Source organism: Devosia psychrophila (assembly GCF_000971275.1).
In the GTDB taxonomy this organism is placed as follows: domain Bacteria; phylum Pseudomonadota; class Alphaproteobacteria; order Rhizobiales; family Devosiaceae; genus Devosia; species Devosia psychrophila.
This window is the reverse complement of sequence record NZ_LAPV01000144.1, coordinates 1-15,719: the sequence shown is the minus strand read 5'-3', so window position 1 is coordinate 15,719 and position 15,719 is coordinate 1. Positions and strand designations below refer to the sequence as shown.

At 58.9% G+C, this 15,719-nt stretch carries 15 protein-coding genes and 7 pseudogenes; 11 read left to right on the top strand and 11 right to left on the bottom strand.

The genetic code is table 11. The features are described 5' to 3' along the window. Together WH91_RS16030 and WH91_RS23625 are read left to right on the top strand one after the other, a co-directional pair. A partial coding sequence (locus tag WH91_RS16030) for an integrase core domain-containing protein (protein WP_046172020.1) occupies positions 1–358 on the top strand: 358 nt, incomplete at its 5' end. 245 nt (positions 359–603) lie between these two features. Next, a pseudogene (locus WH91_RS23625) lies at positions 604–1,681 on the top strand (IS630 family transposase). Here WH91_RS23625 and WH91_RS23620 read toward each other — a convergent pair. Then, positions 1,678–1,858: pseudogene (locus WH91_RS23620) on the bottom strand (transposase); the annotation flags it as partial. The pseudogenes WH91_RS23625 and WH91_RS23620 overlap by 4 nt on opposite strands. A gap of 249 nt (positions 1,859–2,107) precedes the next feature. Between WH91_RS23620 and WH91_RS16015 the strand changes: the two are divergent. After that, positions 2,108–4,117: a methyl-accepting chemotaxis protein gene (locus tag WH91_RS16015; RefSeq protein ID WP_143078282.1), complete on the top strand. Its 2,010-nt coding sequence runs from the start codon at positions 2,108–2,110 to the stop codon at positions 4,115–4,117. A gap of 45 nt (positions 4,118–4,162) precedes the next feature. Here WH91_RS16015 and WH91_RS16010 read toward each other — a convergent pair. Beyond that, positions 4,163–4,507: pseudogene (locus WH91_RS16010) on the bottom strand (IS3 family transposase); the annotation flags it as partial. After that, positions 4,492–4,914, bottom strand: a complete 423-nt coding sequence (locus WH91_RS16005) for a hypothetical protein (protein WP_074797864.1) — start codon at positions 4,912–4,914, stop codon at positions 4,492–4,494. The gene WH91_RS16005 and the pseudogene WH91_RS16010, both read right to left, overlap by 16 nt. A 218-nt stretch (positions 4,915–5,132) precedes the next feature. Here WH91_RS16005 and WH91_RS16000 point away from each other — a divergent pair, with 218 nt between their 5' ends. Further along, on the top strand, positions 5,133–5,558 hold the full coding sequence (locus WH91_RS16000) for a nitroreductase/quinone reductase family protein (protein ID WP_046172018.1): 426 nt from the start codon (positions 5,133–5,135) through the stop codon (positions 5,556–5,558). A gap of 88 nt (positions 5,559–5,646) precedes the next feature. Here the strand turns inward: WH91_RS16000 and WH91_RS26195 are convergent. Next, positions 5,647–5,861: pseudogene (locus WH91_RS26195) on the bottom strand (IS5 family transposase); the annotation flags it as partial. 6 nt (positions 5,862–5,867) lie between these two features. After that, a pseudogene (locus tag WH91_RS26190) lies at positions 5,868–6,057 on the bottom strand (IS3 family transposase); the annotation flags it as partial. Positions 6,058–6,188: 131 nt separating this feature from the next. Here WH91_RS26190 and WH91_RS15990 point away from each other — a divergent pair. After that, positions 6,189–6,560 carry a hypothetical protein gene (locus WH91_RS15990; protein ID WP_046172016.1) on the top strand — a complete coding sequence of 124 codons (372 nt, stop codon included), beginning with the start codon at positions 6,189–6,191 and terminating at the stop codon, positions 6,558–6,560. Positions 6,561–6,667: 107 nt separating this feature from the next. Here the strand turns inward: WH91_RS15990 and WH91_RS24350 are convergent. Further along, positions 6,668–6,784, bottom strand: a pseudogene (locus WH91_RS24350) (IS3 family transposase); the annotation flags it as partial. Here WH91_RS24350 and WH91_RS24940 point away from each other — a divergent pair. Further along, on the top strand, positions 6,752–6,961 hold the full coding sequence (locus tag WH91_RS24940) for a hypothetical protein (protein ID WP_046172015.1): 210 nt from the start codon (positions 6,752–6,754) through the stop codon (positions 6,959–6,961). The pseudogene WH91_RS24350 and the gene WH91_RS24940 overlap by 33 nt on opposite strands. Positions 6,962–6,973: 12 nt before the next feature. Continuing rightward, a complete protein-coding gene (locus tag WH91_RS15980) occupies positions 6,974–7,570 on the top strand; it encodes a hypothetical protein (RefSeq protein ID WP_046172014.1) in 597 nt (198 codons plus the stop codon). A 270-nt stretch (positions 7,571–7,840) separates the two neighbouring features. Here the strand turns inward: WH91_RS15980 and WH91_RS15975 are convergent, their stop codons facing one another. Next, positions 7,841–8,269 carry an OsmC family protein gene (locus WH91_RS15975; protein WP_046172013.1) on the bottom strand — a complete coding sequence of 143 codons (429 nt, stop codon included), beginning with the start codon at positions 8,267–8,269 and terminating at the stop codon, positions 7,841–7,843. 4 nt (positions 8,270–8,273) lie between these two features. Beyond that, a complete protein-coding gene (gene scpC / locus WH91_RS15970) occupies positions 8,274–9,785 on the bottom strand; it encodes a succinyl-CoA:acetate CoA-transferase ScpC (protein WP_046172012.1) in 1,512 nt (503 codons plus the stop codon). Positions 9,786–10,039: 254 nt separating this feature from the next. Here scpC and WH91_RS22720 point away from each other — a divergent pair, with 254 nt between their 5' ends. Genes WH91_RS22720 through WH91_RS15955 form a run of 3 tightly spaced genes read left to right on the top strand, consistent with a single transcriptional unit; the run spans position 10,040 to position 12,237 of the window. After that, positions 10,040–10,870: a universal stress protein gene (locus WH91_RS22720; protein ID WP_052952886.1), complete on the top strand. Its 831-nt coding sequence runs from the start codon at positions 10,040–10,042 to the stop codon at positions 10,868–10,870. Positions 10,871–10,912: 42 nt separating this feature from the next. Then, positions 10,913–11,668: an SDR family NAD(P)-dependent oxidoreductase gene (locus WH91_RS15960; protein ID WP_046172011.1), complete on the top strand. Its 756-nt coding sequence runs from the start codon at positions 10,913–10,915 to the stop codon at positions 11,666–11,668. 38 nt (positions 11,669–11,706) lie between these two features. Beyond that, the gene (locus tag WH91_RS15955) at positions 11,707–12,237 is read left to right on the top strand and encodes a GNAT family N-acetyltransferase (RefSeq protein WP_052952885.1); all 531 of its coding nucleotides are present in this window, start codon (positions 11,707–11,709) and stop codon (positions 12,235–12,237) included. Positions 12,238–12,355: 118 nt separating this feature from the next. Here WH91_RS15955 and WH91_RS15950 read toward each other — a convergent pair whose 3' ends face one another. Both WH91_RS15950 and WH91_RS15945 read right to left on the bottom strand, forming a co-directional pair. Continuing rightward, complete coding sequence (locus tag WH91_RS15950; RefSeq protein WP_046172009.1) at positions 12,356–12,688, bottom strand: c-type cytochrome; 333 nt, start codon at positions 12,686–12,688, stop codon at positions 12,356–12,358. Beyond that, on the bottom strand, positions 12,685–13,086 hold the full coding sequence (locus WH91_RS15945) for a host attachment family protein (RefSeq protein ID WP_046172008.1): 402 nt from the start codon (positions 13,084–13,086) through the stop codon (positions 12,685–12,687). Before WH91_RS15945 ends, WH91_RS15950 begins: the two co-directional genes overlap by 4 nt. 650 nt (positions 13,087–13,736) lie before the next feature. On the opposite strand from WH91_RS15945, the gene WH91_RS15940 reads away from it, so the two are divergent. Beyond that, positions 13,737–15,002, top strand: coding sequence for an MgtC/SapB family protein (locus tag WH91_RS15940; protein ID WP_046172007.1), 1,266 nt, complete (start codon positions 13,737–13,739; stop codon positions 15,000–15,002). 486 nt (positions 15,003–15,488) lie between these two features. Here WH91_RS15940 and WH91_RS26185 read toward each other — a convergent pair. Beyond that, positions 15,489–15,719, bottom strand: a pseudogene (locus tag WH91_RS26185) (IS5/IS1182 family transposase); the annotation flags it as partial.

Genomic DNA, 15,719 nt, shown 5'->3' with positions numbered 1-15,719 from the left:
CGACAACGGCCCGAGCTACATCGCCGGTGAACTGGCCGATTATATCGAGGCCAAAGCCATGAGCCATGTTCGGGGCGCTCCAATGCATCCCCAGACCCAGGGCAAGATCGAGCGCTGGCACCAGACCATGAAGAACCGCATCCTGCTCGAAAACTACTTCCTGCCCGGCGATCTTGAGGCCCAGATCGGCGCCTTCGTCGAGCATTACAATCACCGGAGCTACCACGAGAGCCTCAACAACGTCACACCAGCCGACGCCTACTTCGGCAGGGCCGCAGCCATCATCAAACAGCGCGATAGGATCAAACGCCTGACCATCCAGCATCGGCGCTTGCAGCACCGCAAGCTCGCCGCATAACATCAACCCAAAGACCAGGCCAATACTCCGCTAATCGGCGACCCAAGCTGAGCAAAATGATCTGACGACGGACAACCGAACACATCTACAACACCGTCAAGAAGTTGCCCGCGGCTTTGCATAATCCGATCGACTTAAGGTTTTAACAACGACGTTTATACCAAATCTCCTGAGGTTTGACTCATTGGGGATTCCCAATGGCATCGCCGTCTGATTCAAGGATCGCGAACCGATGGACGTTGGCGATGGCAGCGGCGGTAGGGCTCCGGTCAGATTTATAAAGCGGCAGACGTTCGGGGGTTGTCCCGTTCGAGTGGTGACGGCAACCAGATCCGTCGGCTGCTGGCGCTGGCGGTCATTTACGATGGCGGCACGCGGAGTGGTGCGGCCCGGGTTGGAGGCGTCGGGCTGCAGACCATCCGCGACTGGGTTCTGCGGTTCAATGGCGTCGGCGCTGATGGGCTGATCGACGGCGTTCCGCCCGGCGGTGCACCGCTGCTCGATGAGGCGCAGCGTCGTGCCTTGGCAGCCATCGTGGAGAGCGGCCCGATCCCGGCATCGCACGGTGTGGTGCGCTGGCGGCTGGTCGATCTTGCGCAATGAATCTGGGACGAGTTCAGGATATCGATCAGCAAGCAGACGCTGAGCCGGGAGCTGCGCGCCATGGGCGATCGCAAACTTTCGGCTCGCCCGCGCCACCACACCCAGGACGCCGATGCTATCCCGGCGTTTAAAAAACTTCCCTGCCGCGTGGCGGCAATCCGGGCGGCGCTCCCGCGCGGCACAAGCATAGAGATCTGGTGGCAGGACGAGGCGCGGGTCGGCCAGAAGAACGGGATCACCCGGCGGTGGGCCAAGCGCGGGACGCGGCCATCGGCACCCAAGGATCAGCGCACGACATCGGTCTGCATCTACGGCGCGATCTGCCCGGACGAAGGGAAAGGTGCAGCGCTGGTTCTACCTCGCTGTAACACCGACGGGATGGCGCTGCACCTTGCGGAAATCTCGGCCACTGTGGCGCCCGGCGCGCACGCCGTGCTGTTGCTCGACCAACCCGGTTGGCACCTCTCCGCCGCACTCGTGGTGCCCGTCAATATCACCCCGTTGCCGTTGCCATAAAAATGCCCCGAGCTCAATCCAGTCGAAAACGTCTGGCAGTTCATGCGCGACAACTGGCTCTCAAACCGAGTCTTCAAATCCTACGCCGACATCCTCGATCACCGCTGCGTCGCCTGGAACCGCCCCGTCGAGCAGCCATGGCGCATCATGTCAATTGGATCGCGCCAATGGGCAATGGGTCAGCATCAGTCAGACTTGGTATAATAGATGCTCTGGGCAATGCCTTCCTTGCGGCACAGTTCGGCGGACGTCTTCGCCACGCAGGCCCTCCAGCACGATCCTTATCTTGTCTTCAGCTGAAAAGTGCCGTCGGGTCGCGCGGCGAATGTCCTTCACCACTTGGTCGGTAGGCTTCTTGGTGTTCGAGGACTTGGCGGTCATCTTGGTTCCTTCGTCAGGCAACGAGACCCAAACCCTCCTTGAATCTCAACCGTAAATCTGGGCCATGGGTGCTGACGGCGGACAGTTACATAACATCAACCCAAAGACGAGGCTGACACTCCCTAATCGGCGGCCCAAGCTGTGCCGAAGGATCTGAGGGCGGACAGCTTCCGATGGTCCAACCGCAGAAGACTGGTCTGCGCAAGTTGGCGTCCTTTTTTCGGCAAAGCGTCAACAGGACTGTTCAAATTGAGTTTGCTTTACCAAGGTTTAGCACTTCGTGGATTAGTTTATGGAAAATTAGTAAGGACCTTCCAGATGTCGATACGTTCCAAGCTAGTGACTGCAGTTTCTTTGCTTGGGATGTCGCTGGTCGCTCTAGGTTTCAGCAGTTTTATCTCGCTGAATTCAGCGACAGAGAAGACACGCACCATCGTGGCGGTCGGCGTCACCGGACTGGGGCAGCTTACCCGCATCAATGACATGTATTCCGACATCATGCGCGACACGATGGGAGTCGTGGTGGCTGAGCTCACGGCAGTAGAGGGCGCTGGGTCGATCGAAGAGTCTTTGCAGAGCATTGAGACTGACTGGTCTACCTATCTCCGAAATGAGATCAGTGCAGCCGCACTCCCATTGGTCGAAACTGCTAAGGTCCGGATGCGGGAGGCCGCCCCCAACATCGCCAAATTACAAAACCTATTGGCTGGCGATGATATCAATGCCCTGAGCGAATTTGTAAAAAGTGATCTAGGCGTCACGGTTGAATCTATTGCCTCTCAGTTTGACCAGCTTGCTGAAATTCAGGCCTCGACCTCTGAAGCGGACTACGAGGAGGCAGTTCAGCAAGCGAACGCCAGCCTTTGGATAATGGCAGCTATTGCAGCCCTGTCGGCTATAGTCTTGGCTTTCGCCATTCGCGTGGTTTTGCATGAGGTGGTCCGTCCACTAAAAATCATTGAAAAAACGATGCGCAGTTTGGCTAGTGGCGACTTCTCAGTCGAAGTTCCCTACGCTGGGCGCAAAGATGAAATCGGTGCGATGGCCGAGGCGGTTGTAACGTTTCGCAGTAATGGTCTTCGTGTGGCGCATATGACTGAGGCCGAAGCAGCAGCCAGCTTGCGCTCTGAATCCGAGCGCTCCGCCACAATGGCGCAGTTGCGGATAGATTTTGGCTCGGTGGTGGATGCTGCCATTGCCGGTGATTTTTCCAAGCGGGTCGATATCACATTCAATGATACTGAACTGAACGGGCTGGCCGGGAGCGTCAATGCGCTCGTGACCAACATGGATCGCGGGATGACCGAGACCGGCGCCGTGCTTAATGCATTAGCTCGCACCGACCTGACACAGCGGGTAACTGGCAAATATGATGGCGCTTTCGCACAGCTGAAAAACGACACCAATGCCGTGATTGATCGGCTAACGGATATCCTGGGCCAGCTTCGTCAAACTTCCGCAGGCCTCAAGACCGCCACGGGCGAAATCCTTGCAGGCGCCAATGACCTTTCTGCGCGCACGACTAAGCAGGCGGCATCAATTCAGGAAACTAGCGCGGCGATGTTGCAGTTGTCGGCGACCGTTAGAGAAAATGCCGGGCGCGCCACTCAGGCAAATATCGGGTCCCAAACATTGGCCAAGGCAGTCGAGCGCGGCGGCAACGTTATGGCTGACGCCAATCTTGCTATGGAGCGCATATCGACCTCGTCGGCCAAGATCTCGAACATCATCGGGCTGATCGACGACATTGCTTTCCAGACTAACCTCCTGGCGCTCAATGCGTCGGTGGAGGCAGCCCGGGCCGGCGATGCGGGCAAGGGATTTGCCGTGGTCGCGGTTGAGGTGCGACGTCTAGCGCAATCGGCGGCAAGCGCTTCGGCCGACATCAAAACGCTCATAGATATCTCCGCCGGCGAAGTCGTAACGGGGTCGAAATTCGTATCTGAGGCAGCAGAACACCTGACTTACATGCTCGATAGTGTCCGCGCAAACAGCCTGCTGATTGATGGAATAGCAGCCGCGAGCCAAGAGCAGTCGAGAGCCATCGCGGAAGTGACTACAGCCGTCCGTGAAATGGATGCGATGACCCAACACAACGCGGCTCTCGTTGAAGAAACTAACGCTGCCATCGAACAGACGGAAGCTCAGGCGACTGAGCTTGACCGCATCGTCGACGTATTCCGAACCGCGAATGCGGAAGAAGCCACTGAGTTTGCAGGGCGGTCTCGACCCCGGCCCACGGCAAATCGTGCTGCGTGATGACGCTGAAATGGACTGCCCTGGTTTGGTAGACATTTCCCAGCCTCACGTTGCGGCGGTTTCGAACGCCTCGGGACTGACGCAGCCAATATGACTGTGGCGGCGGGTTCGGTTGTAGAAGGCCTCGATGTAATCGAAGATATCGGCTCGGGCGAGGTCTCGGGTTTTGTAGACGCGTTTCCGAATGCGCTCCTTCTTTAGCCTTGAGAAGAATGATTCTGCGACGGCGTTGTCCCAGCAGATGGCATGCGGGCTCATGCTGGGTTCGAGATTATGGGCCTGACAGAACCGCTCGAAGTCGTCGCTGCATTATTGGCTACCCTAATCTGAGTGAACGATAACGCGGTCTGCAGGTTTTCTGCGCCAGACGGCCATCAGCAGCGCGTCCATGCCTGAAGTGCTCTATGTCCACCGGGGCGTGCCGAGTAGTAGTATGTCTCGCAGTATGCGCATTTCGAGTTGCAGAGATATTCAATGTACGTCCGAAAAGTATCACGCTTGTAGGCCTTGAAGAAAAAGTCTTTCGGCTTTCCTGCTTTATGATACGCGGCACGCTTGTGCTTAAGATACTTAGTCAACTCGAACTGGAACATCCACTGGATTTCCGACGCGCCGATCAGAAGGGCCGTTGGGATGTCTTCGCGGAACTTCGCCAGCAAGTCCTTCTCCTTATCGGTCAGGTCTTCGACAGTTCGGTCGTCCTCGCTCGCCAGAAGGTCGGCCACGCGAGCGAAGCCCTCCTCGCGCCGTCGGCAAGACGACAGGCAGCGATCCGTAACAGAAACGCGCAGCAGCATAATACTACTAGACATAGGCAGCTTTGGGCGGTCTTAGGCTGAACTTTTGCAGCCACACACTGCACAATCCAGCGCGGCGCCAACCATCCTTCAGATGGTCGCTCATTCCTTGACGCGGCCTTAATATCAAGTGGTCTCCGGGAGACGCCATCGCCTCTTGACCGGAGGCAGCCTGAAGCATTACATCGTAATCTTACGATAGATTCTTCGGGGGCCGCATGAGCGACAACAATGCGCAGGTCATCGCAGACTTTCAGCACAATGGTGGCAAGCCCGGCGGTTATTTCACCAACATTCCGGTCATGCTACTGTATACCATCGGCGCCAAATCGGGCTTAGAGCGGCTGTCGCCGCTGATGTATTTGCGCCTGGCGACTGGCGGTCCTTGGCATATTTTCGCTACCGATGGCGGCGCTCCCAAGAACCCGGCTTGGTTTTATAACCTCGTCGCCCATCCCGACGCTGAGATCGAAATTGGCGATGGTACAACAATCGAGCGGATCGCGGTGCATGCGCAGGTTGTGGAGGGGACTGAGGGGGCTGCGATATTTGCGGAGCAGGCTAAGCGCTACCCTAATTTCGGCGTTTACGCTGAGCAGACGACTCGCAAGGCGATTCCGGTGGTGGAACTGAAGCGTCGATGATCTGCTCCGCCGCGTTCTTGCGTGGATTGTTAGGCTCCACTTGCCGATGCCTATACGACGCGCAAACGGCAACTCTACTGTTAAACTTGGTCCTGTTAACAAAGTGTGGCATCCATATACTTGCGGCGGCAAAGGCGAGGAAGGCCGCGAAGGATTTCGTGGTTTTGTCGAAACGTATGGTAATGCGCCGGAGCTGCTTGAGCCTATTTAACATGCGTTCGAAGCGGTTGCGGCCCTTGTAGGCCTTGAAGTCGCATGGGGTCGGGTTTTGCGGTTGGCATTGGGTGGGATAACCGGAACCACGCACAAGCGCTCAACATAGTCGAACACTTCTGCCGTGGCATCGTCCCTCGTGGGATAGAGCTTGCGGGCGGAACGTTAGGTCCTCAACGACGAGTAGAAGCTCTCCATGGCCGCCTTATCCCAGATACTGCCCGCGCGGCTCTTCGTGCAGGGTGATGCCGTGATCGGCCACCAGCCGCTGGAACTGATCGCTGGTTTATTCGGCGGATGGACGGACATATTTGGGATGAGCGGAAGGCCGATCAGCAGGGGAGATATAAAATGAATGAATTCGACTTCGAAGCGCCAGAAAACGCAATCTGTGCTTGCTGTGGCCGGTAACAAACCATGCTAACGCGGTTTGTGTCACGGCAGGGTAACGCCTGGGCGATCTACAAAGCCATTCTTCCGGGCGGCGCGCATCAGCGGCGAGTCGACATTATCATTGCATTCGGCGACTGGGACGAGGCGGCCTCACCCCGACAACGGGTGACCTTTGCGCTGCAGATGTGGGCGGATGAGACCATGATCAATGTGTCGATTGTGGATGGTGAGTTAGCCTGGAAACCAACCTCTCTCCGCCGGCTTATGCAGCGCGAGGAGGCGTTGCGACACCCTTGGCTGCAACATGCTTACGACCTCAGCGACCAGATCGCCCTTCGGGATGCAGCGATCGTCGCCTATCTGGACAAGCCCTTAATTTCTTTCGGCACCGATTAATTGTAGACCACCACGTAAAAGTTTCTCTTTAAGGGCTTTAAGGGCCGCCGATGTATAGCCTGTCCGTCGGTAATCCCCCCGTTTTTAACGGGGCTCTTCGGTAGAATTTACGCAGCCATTGCCAATTTCTGGGCGGGTGTTATGCCGCCGATGCCCATATTGGGCCGCTCATTGTTATAGGTCCATAGCCATTGCGTGGCGAACTCCTGGGCCTCCTGGATGGTTTTGACCCGGGGTGGGAGAAGCGCGGCGCTGTGATCCACGGGCGCATCACCGGTGCCCAGGTTTGGGAGGAACTGCACACCTCCACCCTGCCGACGTGGGCCAAGCCGATCGGCACCATGGATCTCGGCAGCTACCCCAATGCCGGCATGCTGCGTGCCGCCCCACCGAAACGATAGCGGCAGGACAACATGTTCGGGAACAAGCTCCAGCGCGAGTACAAAGACGTCATCCGTGGGATCAAGGAGGGGCAACGGCGCGAGCCCAAGCACACTCCGGCCAGCTCGATCGAGAAGCACGGCACCGTCATGCTTCGCCCCGAGCACCGGATCGTGTTCGACGACTTCAGCAAATTTGGCGAGATCATCAACACGATGATGCACCACGGGCCTTTCAGCTTCGAAGAGACCGACAAGATAGAGTTCGGCTTCGACGGCCCCGACTACGGGCGCATCTACCAAGTCTGGTACAACGCCACGCCAGTGGGCAAGCTGACGATCGGCGTCGCTCACCTACTGCACGCCACCGAGGGCCACGGCGCGATTGCCGAGATGGACCTGGACTACGCCCAGTTCATGCCTGAGGGCGAGATCCGGGACATGCTGCGGACCATGTGGTTCATGTTTGCCAAGACTGAGGACGGCGCCGTAATGCGAGCCAAGGCGGACCTGGAGGTGGTCATGATCATGACGCGACACCTGTGGGAAGTCGTTCGCGAGCCCGAGCACGTCCATGCGATGCACGTGCGCCTCGAGGGTCCGTACGAACACTACGCGGGATATCTTTAGCCGAAGCAGGTTGAGAACGCTGCTTCACATTCAGTGCATGTTTTCGAAATCGACTTGGATTTGCTTGATGGCTGCGCAATGGTGGGGTGCTAGCGGTACCCGACCATTATGTGTTCGGACCGCCCGCACCCCAGCCATCCGACTGAGACGATGGGGCGGTATGCTTGGCGGCGCCACGCCCCGCTTCGTCGGTAACCCTAACATAGAACAAACTGGCATCCGCCCGCGCGAGCCGATGCATGGTTGTGAACGGAAGAGCAATTTTCTTGTTCACGTTACGTTCGTTCCAGCCAATATAGAGCGTCGGTGCATGGTCCCCGACAGGTCCGCTGCCGCCCTCAAGGTGTTCAAGATCGTCCCATACTTGCGCACATTGGTATGCAGCAGGTCGATGCGATGGTCCGTCTCCGTCGTCTCGATGGCGATCTCGTAGACGATGCGGGTCAGGAGAGGCGGGCTATCCTTTCGCTCGGCGGTGACCACGACCTCCACGGCTGACAGGTGGAAGTCGAGCATGGGAGCAGCCCGCTCGATGCTCTTGAGCATGCACGCGGCCAGGGACGCCAGCAACATTTCCGCGGGGTTGAAGGCATCCTGTCGGCCGGCGGGGTCTGTGTCGAGTATGATCTTGGCCTGTTTGGTAAGGGCCAGGCTGCCATGAGCATCAGTCCGGTGGGCATCGACGCGATAGGTAAGCATCTGATCAGTTCTCCTCCAAGTTGGCGCTATCCATCATCGTACCGGTGGTCTGTCGGCGAAGATGCCAAGACAACGCTTCCCCGAGCACATGCGGCGTGTGTCCACCTAAGACGAGCGCCCGCTCGAAATAGTTATTCAGCTGCGCGCGGTAGCTGCGATGTACGCAATTGGCGATGATCGCTCGGGCGCGTTCGCGTGGCGCCAGTTCACGCAGGTCGGCCAATCCGACATCGGTCACCAGGATATCGACATCGTGTTCGGTGTGATCGACATGGGATACCATCGGCACCACCGAGGAGATCGCACCGCCCTTGGCCAGCGACTTGGTCACGAAGATCGAGAGATAGGCATTGCGCGCGAAGTCACCCGAGCCGCCGATGCCGTTCACCATCTGTGTGCCGTTGACGTGGGTCGAGTTGACGTTGCCATAGATGTCGAACTCAAGCGCTGTATTGATGGCGATGATCCCGAGCCGGCGGATCACTTCGGGATGGTTGCTGATTTCCTGCGGCCGCAGGACCAGACGATCCTTGTAGCGGTTGATATCCCCGAAGATGCGCTCCGCATAGGCGGCGCTGAGCGTGATCGAGGAACCAGAGGCGAACAGCAGCTTGCCGGTATCGAGCAGGTCGAAGGTGCTGTCCTGCAGGACTTCGCTATACATCCGCAGGCTGTGGAACGGGCCATCGGCCAGGCCGGCAAGGACCGCATTGGCGATGTTGCCGATGCCGGCCTGCAGCGGGTTGAGGCTCAGGTCGAGCCGTCCCTCAGCAACTTCGCGGCCAAAAAATCTTATAAGGTGGGAGGCGATTGCGTTTGTTTCGGCATCGGGCGCATCCAGCACAGCGGGGCTGTCAGATTGCCTGGTGACGACGATCGCGGCGATCTTGGCTGGATCGACCTGTACGGATGACAGTCCGATCCGGCTGTCGCAGGAGACTACCGGAATGGGTTCCCGGGTCGGCCGCTTGGTCGGGATGTAGATGTCGTGCAGTCCTTCAAGCTCGGCAGGCTGCCCCAGGTTGATCTCGATGATCAGCTTTTTCGCCAGGATGGCAAAACTGGCGGAATTGCCGACCGAGGTCGTGGGCACGATGCCGCAATCCTCGGTAATCGCTGCTGCCTCGATGATCGCATAATCCATCGGTCCCAACTGGCCCGAGCGCAGGTGCTCCACTGTCTCGGATAGATGCTGGTCGATGAACATCACCTCGCCGCGATTGATGGCGGCGCGCAATGTCGGGTCCGACTGGAAAGGCATGCGCCGGGCCAGCACATGCGCCTCCGTCAAAACGCGATCCACGTCCTTGCCCAGCGAGGCACCGGTGACCAGTGTGATCTTGAACGGATCCAGCTGCGCCCGACGCGCCATGGCCAGCGGGACCGCTTTGGCATCGCCCGCGCGGGTAAAGCCGCTCATGCCGACAACCATCCCGTCCTCGACCAGACTGGCGGCCTGGTCGGCGCTGACGATGCGGTCAAGCAGCGGGAAGAGGCGAATTCGGCTGGCTGGCATGGGGGACCTCGATCTCGGGCCTATCTGGCCCATTCCAATCGCAAACTATTTGATCGAGGTCAAAGTCGTCGACAATCGGAAGGCTAGGATGGGTCAGGGAATCACTTGAGCGGCAGGGTCGGGAATATTCATGCGTGGAGGTGTCCGATCAGGTTCGTGCGTAATTTCCTGATTGTTCCGCGAGCTACCCGCTACAATCTTCCCAATCTTCCCAATCTTCCCAATTTTCACGGTTCTTTGACTCTGAGGTTCAGATGCTGACCGACGTATTCGTACCATTGCTGACTTATCCCGATGCGGACACCGAAGCGATGATCGAGTGTGCCATGCGGGTCTGCAGGCCATTTGCGACCAGTGTGGCCTTCACCACCTTTGAAGTCGACATACCCAACATCGCCTATTCGCTTGGCGCCGAGTTCTATGACGTCTCGGGGTTGATCGCCGAAGCCGAAAAGTTCAGCCGCGCCAATACGGAGCGTCTCGGTAAACGCATTGCCCAACTCGGCGGTGCGTTGCCGGTGACGTCGGCAACGGCCCGTATGCGTCAGGACGAAATCACCCTTGCGGCGACAGCCATGGCCGCGCTGCATGATTTGTCGATCATTGAAGTCAAGCCCGGAGCGATTGGTCAGCGCGAGTTGGCGGAGGGCCTGGTGTTCGGATCAGGTCGCCCAATCCTGGTCCTGCCGGCGGCAAGTCCTCTTTCCCCTGTGCATGAGCACATTGCGATTGCCTGGGACGGTGGTCGGGCCGCAGCACGCGCGGTTCAGGATGCAATGCCGCTGCTCGTGAAGGCACGCTCGGTGACATTGTTGACCGCATTTGACGACAAGGCCATTGGCGAAAGCACTGTTGCGGGCCTCGCGGGCTACCTGCGACGCCACGCAATCGAGGCAAAGCATCATGACGTCAGTTCCGCCGGCATCAGCATCGGGGCGGCGTTGCAGGCCGGTGCGAGCAAGCAGGGGGCTGGCCTGCTGGTCATGGGCGCATTCGGCCACTCCCGAATCCGGGACTTCGTGATGGGCGGGGCCACGCGCTCCACGCTGGACGAAGTGAAGCTTCCGATTTTTCTGTCGCACTAGCGCCCGACGCCGGTCTCTCGAACTTACACAAGGACTTCCATCATGAGTTACGACTTCAAGAACAAGGTTGCCTTGGTGACCGGAGCGGCGTCTGGAATTGGTGCAGCGGTGGCGGCCGAACTCGCTAGGGACGGCGCCAAGGTGGTGGTCGCAGATCGGGATGCCGCCGGGGCAGCATCGGTCGTCACTGCCATTCAGCAGGCGGGCGGCCAAGCAGCGGTGTTTGAAATCGACGTGACCGATCCGATTGCCGTCGAAGCAATGGTGGCTTTTGCCGAGAAGACCTACGGCGCGCTCCACCTCGCGGTGAACAATGCTGGTATCGGCGGCCCCAGCGCCCTGACTGGCGAGTACCCTCTTGAGGGCTGGCAACAGGTCATCGACATCAATCTGACCAGCGTCTTCCACTGCACGCGTTATGAGATTGCCGCGATGCTGCGCGCTGGTGGCGGAGCCATCGTCAATATGGCGTCGATCCTGGGTTCTGTCGGATTTGCCCGTTCGGCGGCCTATGTGGCTGCCAAGCATGGCGTGCTTGGCCTGACCAAGGCGGCAGCGCTGGAATACGCATCCCAGGGCATTCGCGTGACAGCCGTTGGTCCGGGTTTCATCGACACCCCCCTGTTGTGCAAGAACCTCGACGAAGCCACACTGCAGCATATCGCTGGCCTTCATCCTATCGGACGTCTCGGGCGCTCCGAAGAAGTCGCGGCGCTTACGTGCTTCCTGCTGTCCGATCATGCGTCCTTCATCACCGGCAGCTACCACCTGGTCGATGGCGGCTACGTGGCCCAATGATCTTGAACGACGACACATCGCGAACTGGAGAACTTCCCATGACCGACTGGAGCCGCGACCTCATAACCCATTCCGGGTTCAAATTTCACGTTCGTCCTGCACGCCCAGATGATGTCGTGGCTCTCGGCGCCTTTTTCGCCCGGGTTACGCCCGAGGACCTTCGCTTTCGATTTTTGTCGAGCATGAAGACGGTTGATCAGGACCGCCTCAAATCCATGACGTCGGTGGATCACCGCCAGACGGAGAGTTTCCTTGCTGTCGAGCCAAGCAACGGCGCAATCGTGGCTACCGCTATGCTCGCTTGCGATCCGGCCCTTGAAGTTGGCGATGTTGCAATTTCAGTAAGTGCCGACCGCAAAAATCTGGGAATTAGCTGGGAACTGCTCAACCATATCACGCGCTATGCGGTGGCCAAGGGCGTCAAGCGATTGCAGTCCCTCGAGAGCCGGTCGAATGGTTCGGCCATCAAGCTGGAGAAGGAGCTTGGATTTACGGCAGAGCCCTACCTCGGGGACTCGACTTTGATGCTCCTGCAGAAACGTCTCGACCAGCAGACATCTGGTTCCTGAACTCCCTTCGGAGCGTGCGTATAGCACACGATGGAGCGCGCTCCGTGTCACGTCTCACCGTCCGCGCCATGTGCGGCGGCAACCGGCGACGAAGCACGCTCATCAGACTCCGTGCAAGCTATGGCTCCAAGGTCTTGAGATAGGCGACGATCGCCGCGGCCTGATCGGGATCGAACTCGAACTGCGGCATCTCGGGATGGGCGGTAACGATTCCTTCCACCAGGGCCTCGCTCAGGAACTCGACGTCGTAACGCAGATGCAGGTCCCGAAATCGAGGGGCAATGGGGAGTGGGCTTTCACCCGTGGTTCCAGTCGCATGGCAGTCCGTGCAGTACATGGCCACCAGAGCACGCCCGTCCTCTACCGGGTCGAACTCCTGTGCAACGGCAAGTCCACCCAGCAGGCCAAGCTGGGCAACCAGAGCGGCGACGGCACGCGCCGCAGTCCTCACGCTGCCCGGATCGCTGTTTCGACGTCAGCTATCGAGTGCCCAGTGAGGTCCTTGGCGATCTCGCCCAACAACTTGGCGTTCAAGGTTTTATGGTAGTGCTTGCGCATTTCACCCAGGGCTCTCGGTGCCGCGATGACAACCAGCCCCTCGATCTTGCCATCGAGTACACCCTTATTGAGCAACTCCACTATGCCAGCTGAGAAGCCGTCCTCGCTGGCCTGGCTTGGGTCCGGATTGCCTGAACTGTTCTGACGCAAACCGCTTCCTTGGGCTTTGTCATCCACATGCGAATGCTCGGCAGCGGTGAGCTTCAGGTCGCTCTCATCACCAGAATTGCGGAAGAGGTTCAGCTTCTCCCCATCTGCAACGGCGATCATAGTACCCTTGGGCAGCATCATTTGCGTTCTCCGGCTAAGTTCAGCAAGGACGGGAATGTTGATTGCTGCGGCGCCAGCATAGCCTCAACTCATTCAGCGCTCAGCTCTATAACGACCAGAAGCAAGGCGCCATTAAGGTACCAGGCATCCTAGGATGGAAGAACTCCACTGCATTGGCAATAGCGAGGACCAAGCGTTCCGGAATTGCAGCCCTCCTACCGCTCACTATATGGCCGGCCCGTTTTCAAATGTTGACGGCGCCGACCGCAGGCAACCGGTTTTTGAGACGCTGTGTGCGGTGTTCAAAGTTTGGAGTTCGGAGTTGCAGCCCTGGAGGTGCTTTGACTCCAGATCAGGCCTCTGGTCGCCTGCAAAGTCTCGCATTGTTGTAGCTCATTGTCCCAGCCGATCGTCGTTCTGGAAAATCGCCGACCCTGTCACGGCGCTGATGGTCGCTACACCTGTGATTACCCCATTTCGGGGACCGTTCTTATTCGGGTCGCCGACAGTGTTGCAACTTGCCGCTGCGTGTGACGCTCGGTTCAGCGCCGCTCTTGGTGCCAATCTGTAAAAGCTCGTGCCTGCCGTCTTCCAAATCGTTGGACCCTCAAAGGTGTACTCGTCCGCCAAAGATGAAACAGCCGCAGCGAATTTGGTGTAGGCACGTAGGCATGGATGAATACGAGCTTTTCCGCCGCCTGGGAGTCGCGCTGGCCATCGGTCTACTGGTGGGACTTGAACGCGGCTGGCAAAGCCGCGATGAGGAAGATCATCAGCGGGCGGCGGGCTTCCGCACTTTTGCGCTGTCTGGCCTCCTGGGTGGCATAGCGGGGCTGGTGTCGGTTCACGCCGGAGGCGTGGTCATCGGGCTGATCTTCCTCGGATACACCGCTGCCTTCGTCGCCTTCCATTGGCTTGAGGCCAGCGTCGACCGGGACATGAGCGTCACATCGGTTGTCGCCGGCATGGTGACATTCCTGCTCGGATGCCTGGCGATCGTGGGCGATCTCGACATCGCCATTGCCGCTGCGGTAGCCATGACGGCTCTGCTGGCGCTGCGCGAGCAGCTCCACCGTTTGCTCGCCTCTTTGACCTGGCATGAGATCCGCGCCGTTCTGATCCTGCTGGCGATGTCCTTTTTGCTGTTGCCGATCCTGCCCAACCGGACGATCGATCCATGGAACGCGATCAATCCGTATGAAATCTGGCTTCTCGCCATTCTGATTGCGGCTGTTTCTTTTGCCGGCTACGTGGCGGTACGCGCCTTCGGGGATCGCCTCGGCGTCATTCTGGCGGCGATCGCTGGTGGAGTTGCCTCTTCAACGGCGACGACCTTAGCACTCGCGCGGCTGGGACGGGAGCACCCGACTTCCGCCGGACTGATCAGTGCCGGTATCCTAATTGCCGGGGTAGTCATGATAGTCCGCGTGGGCATCGTGGCCATTGCCTTGAACGGCGAGTTGCTCCCCTACCTGCTCTTGCCGCTCGCAGTTGGTGGGGTCATCCTTGCTCTAGGCGCTTTCACCCTGTTGTTCGGCAACAAGGAGCAGGAGCGCCCGCAGCTGCAGATCGATAATCCCTTGGCTCTTGGCACCGCGCTGAGGCTCGCGGCCTTCATCGCCGGTGTGATGCTTGCTACGGAGTTTCTGCGTTGGACCTTAGGACCTGTTGGGGCGCTGATCGTGGCCGGCATTTCGGGCGTGGCGGATGCCGATGCCGTAACCATTTCAATGGCACGTCTGGGTGGAGGCGAGGTGGATCTGAAGACGGCCGGCCAGGCCATCCTGATCGCGGTCGCTGTCAATACCACATCCAAAGCGGCACTCGCCGCTTGGGGCGGCGGCAGAAAAATCGGAGCTCTGGTGGGCGCGATCAGCGCCGTAGCGCTGGCGGGCGGGGCATTGGCTATCGCATTGATGCCATCGCTCCCGATCTGATGCGATTGGCCATGGTGAGACTGCCCGTCCGAACCTCGACCACGCTGTTCCCGCTCGAGCGTGCCGACGAAGCACGGAGAGCCTGGGGAGGCTCCAAGAAGCGGCGGGTTGAGTGCCACAATAGGGGAATCCTTTGACATGGATCAACATCGAGGAAGCGGCTGGCTGATCCACGAATGTCGTGACGGCTCAGGCCGCCCCCATGCAAAGGGTCCCCGATGAACGACAATTCTCAAACGGGACATCACGGACGAGCTGGACTTCGAACCTAGTGTCGACGCTGCCGACACCTCCCGGTGGTACGGCTTTAACGCTGCGCCTTAAGACGACCGTCGGCCAGGGCCGACTTACTGACCGCCTTCGCTGCGCTGGTGAGCGGCGCCCATTGCACATCCAGCGCCATGCTCGTTGCGTGCCGCACACATAGATTTCGGCCTTCCGTACGCTTCGCCCCGCACCTCTGTGCCATCCCTACATCAAGCCTAACTAGGTCCTGTTGACAAAGTACGGTATCCATATCCTTACAGCCGGCTAAGGCGAGGAAGGCCGCGAAGGATTTCGCGGTCTTGTCGAAGCGTGTTGCGATGCGGCGGAACTGCTTGAGCCTGTTGAACATGCGTTCGATGCGGTTGCGGTCCTTGTATGCCTTGAAGTCGCATGGGGGCGGGTTCTTGCGGTTGGCTTTGGGTGGGATCACCGGAACAATGCCGCTCAACA

What these genes read in the sequence shown, in the direction of transcription:
- WH91_RS16005 (WP_074797864.1), bottom strand. Translation starts at nt 4,914, where the DNA reads ATGCTGCTGCGCGTTTCTGTTACGGATCGCTGCCTGTCGTCTTGCCGA.
- WH91_RS16000 (WP_046172018.1), top strand. Translation starts at nt 5,133, where the DNA reads ATGAGCGACAACAATGCGCAGGTCATCGCAGACTTTCAGCACAATGGT.
- WH91_RS15990 (WP_046172016.1), top strand. Translation starts at nt 6,189, where the DNA reads ATGCTAACGCGGTTTGTGTCACGGCAGGGTAACGCCTGGGCGATCTAC.
- WH91_RS15980 (WP_046172014.1), top strand. Translation starts at nt 6,974, where the DNA reads ATGTTCGGGAACAAGCTCCAGCGCGAGTACAAAGACGTCATCCGTGGG.
- WH91_RS15975 (WP_046172013.1), bottom strand. Translation starts at nt 8,269, where the DNA reads ATGCTTACCTATCGCGTCGATGCCCACCGGACTGATGCTCATGGCAGC.
- scpC (WP_046172012.1), bottom strand. Translation starts at nt 9,785, where the DNA reads ATGCCAGCCAGCCGAATTCGCCTCTTCCCGCTGCTTGACCGCATCGTC.
- WH91_RS22720 (WP_052952886.1), top strand. Translation starts at nt 10,040, where the DNA reads ATGCTGACCGACGTATTCGTACCATTGCTGACTTATCCCGATGCGGAC.
- WH91_RS15960 (WP_046172011.1), top strand. Translation starts at nt 10,913, where the DNA reads ATGAGTTACGACTTCAAGAACAAGGTTGCCTTGGTGACCGGAGCGGCG.
- WH91_RS15955 (WP_052952885.1), top strand. Translation starts at nt 11,707, where the DNA reads ATGACCGACTGGAGCCGCGACCTCATAACCCATTCCGGGTTCAAATTT.
- WH91_RS15945 (WP_046172008.1), bottom strand. Translation starts at nt 13,086, where the DNA reads ATGATGCTGCCCAAGGGTACTATGATCGCCGTTGCAGATGGGGAGAAG.
- WH91_RS15940 (WP_046172007.1), top strand. Translation starts at nt 13,737, where the DNA reads ATGGATGAATACGAGCTTTTCCGCCGCCTGGGAGTCGCGCTGGCCATC.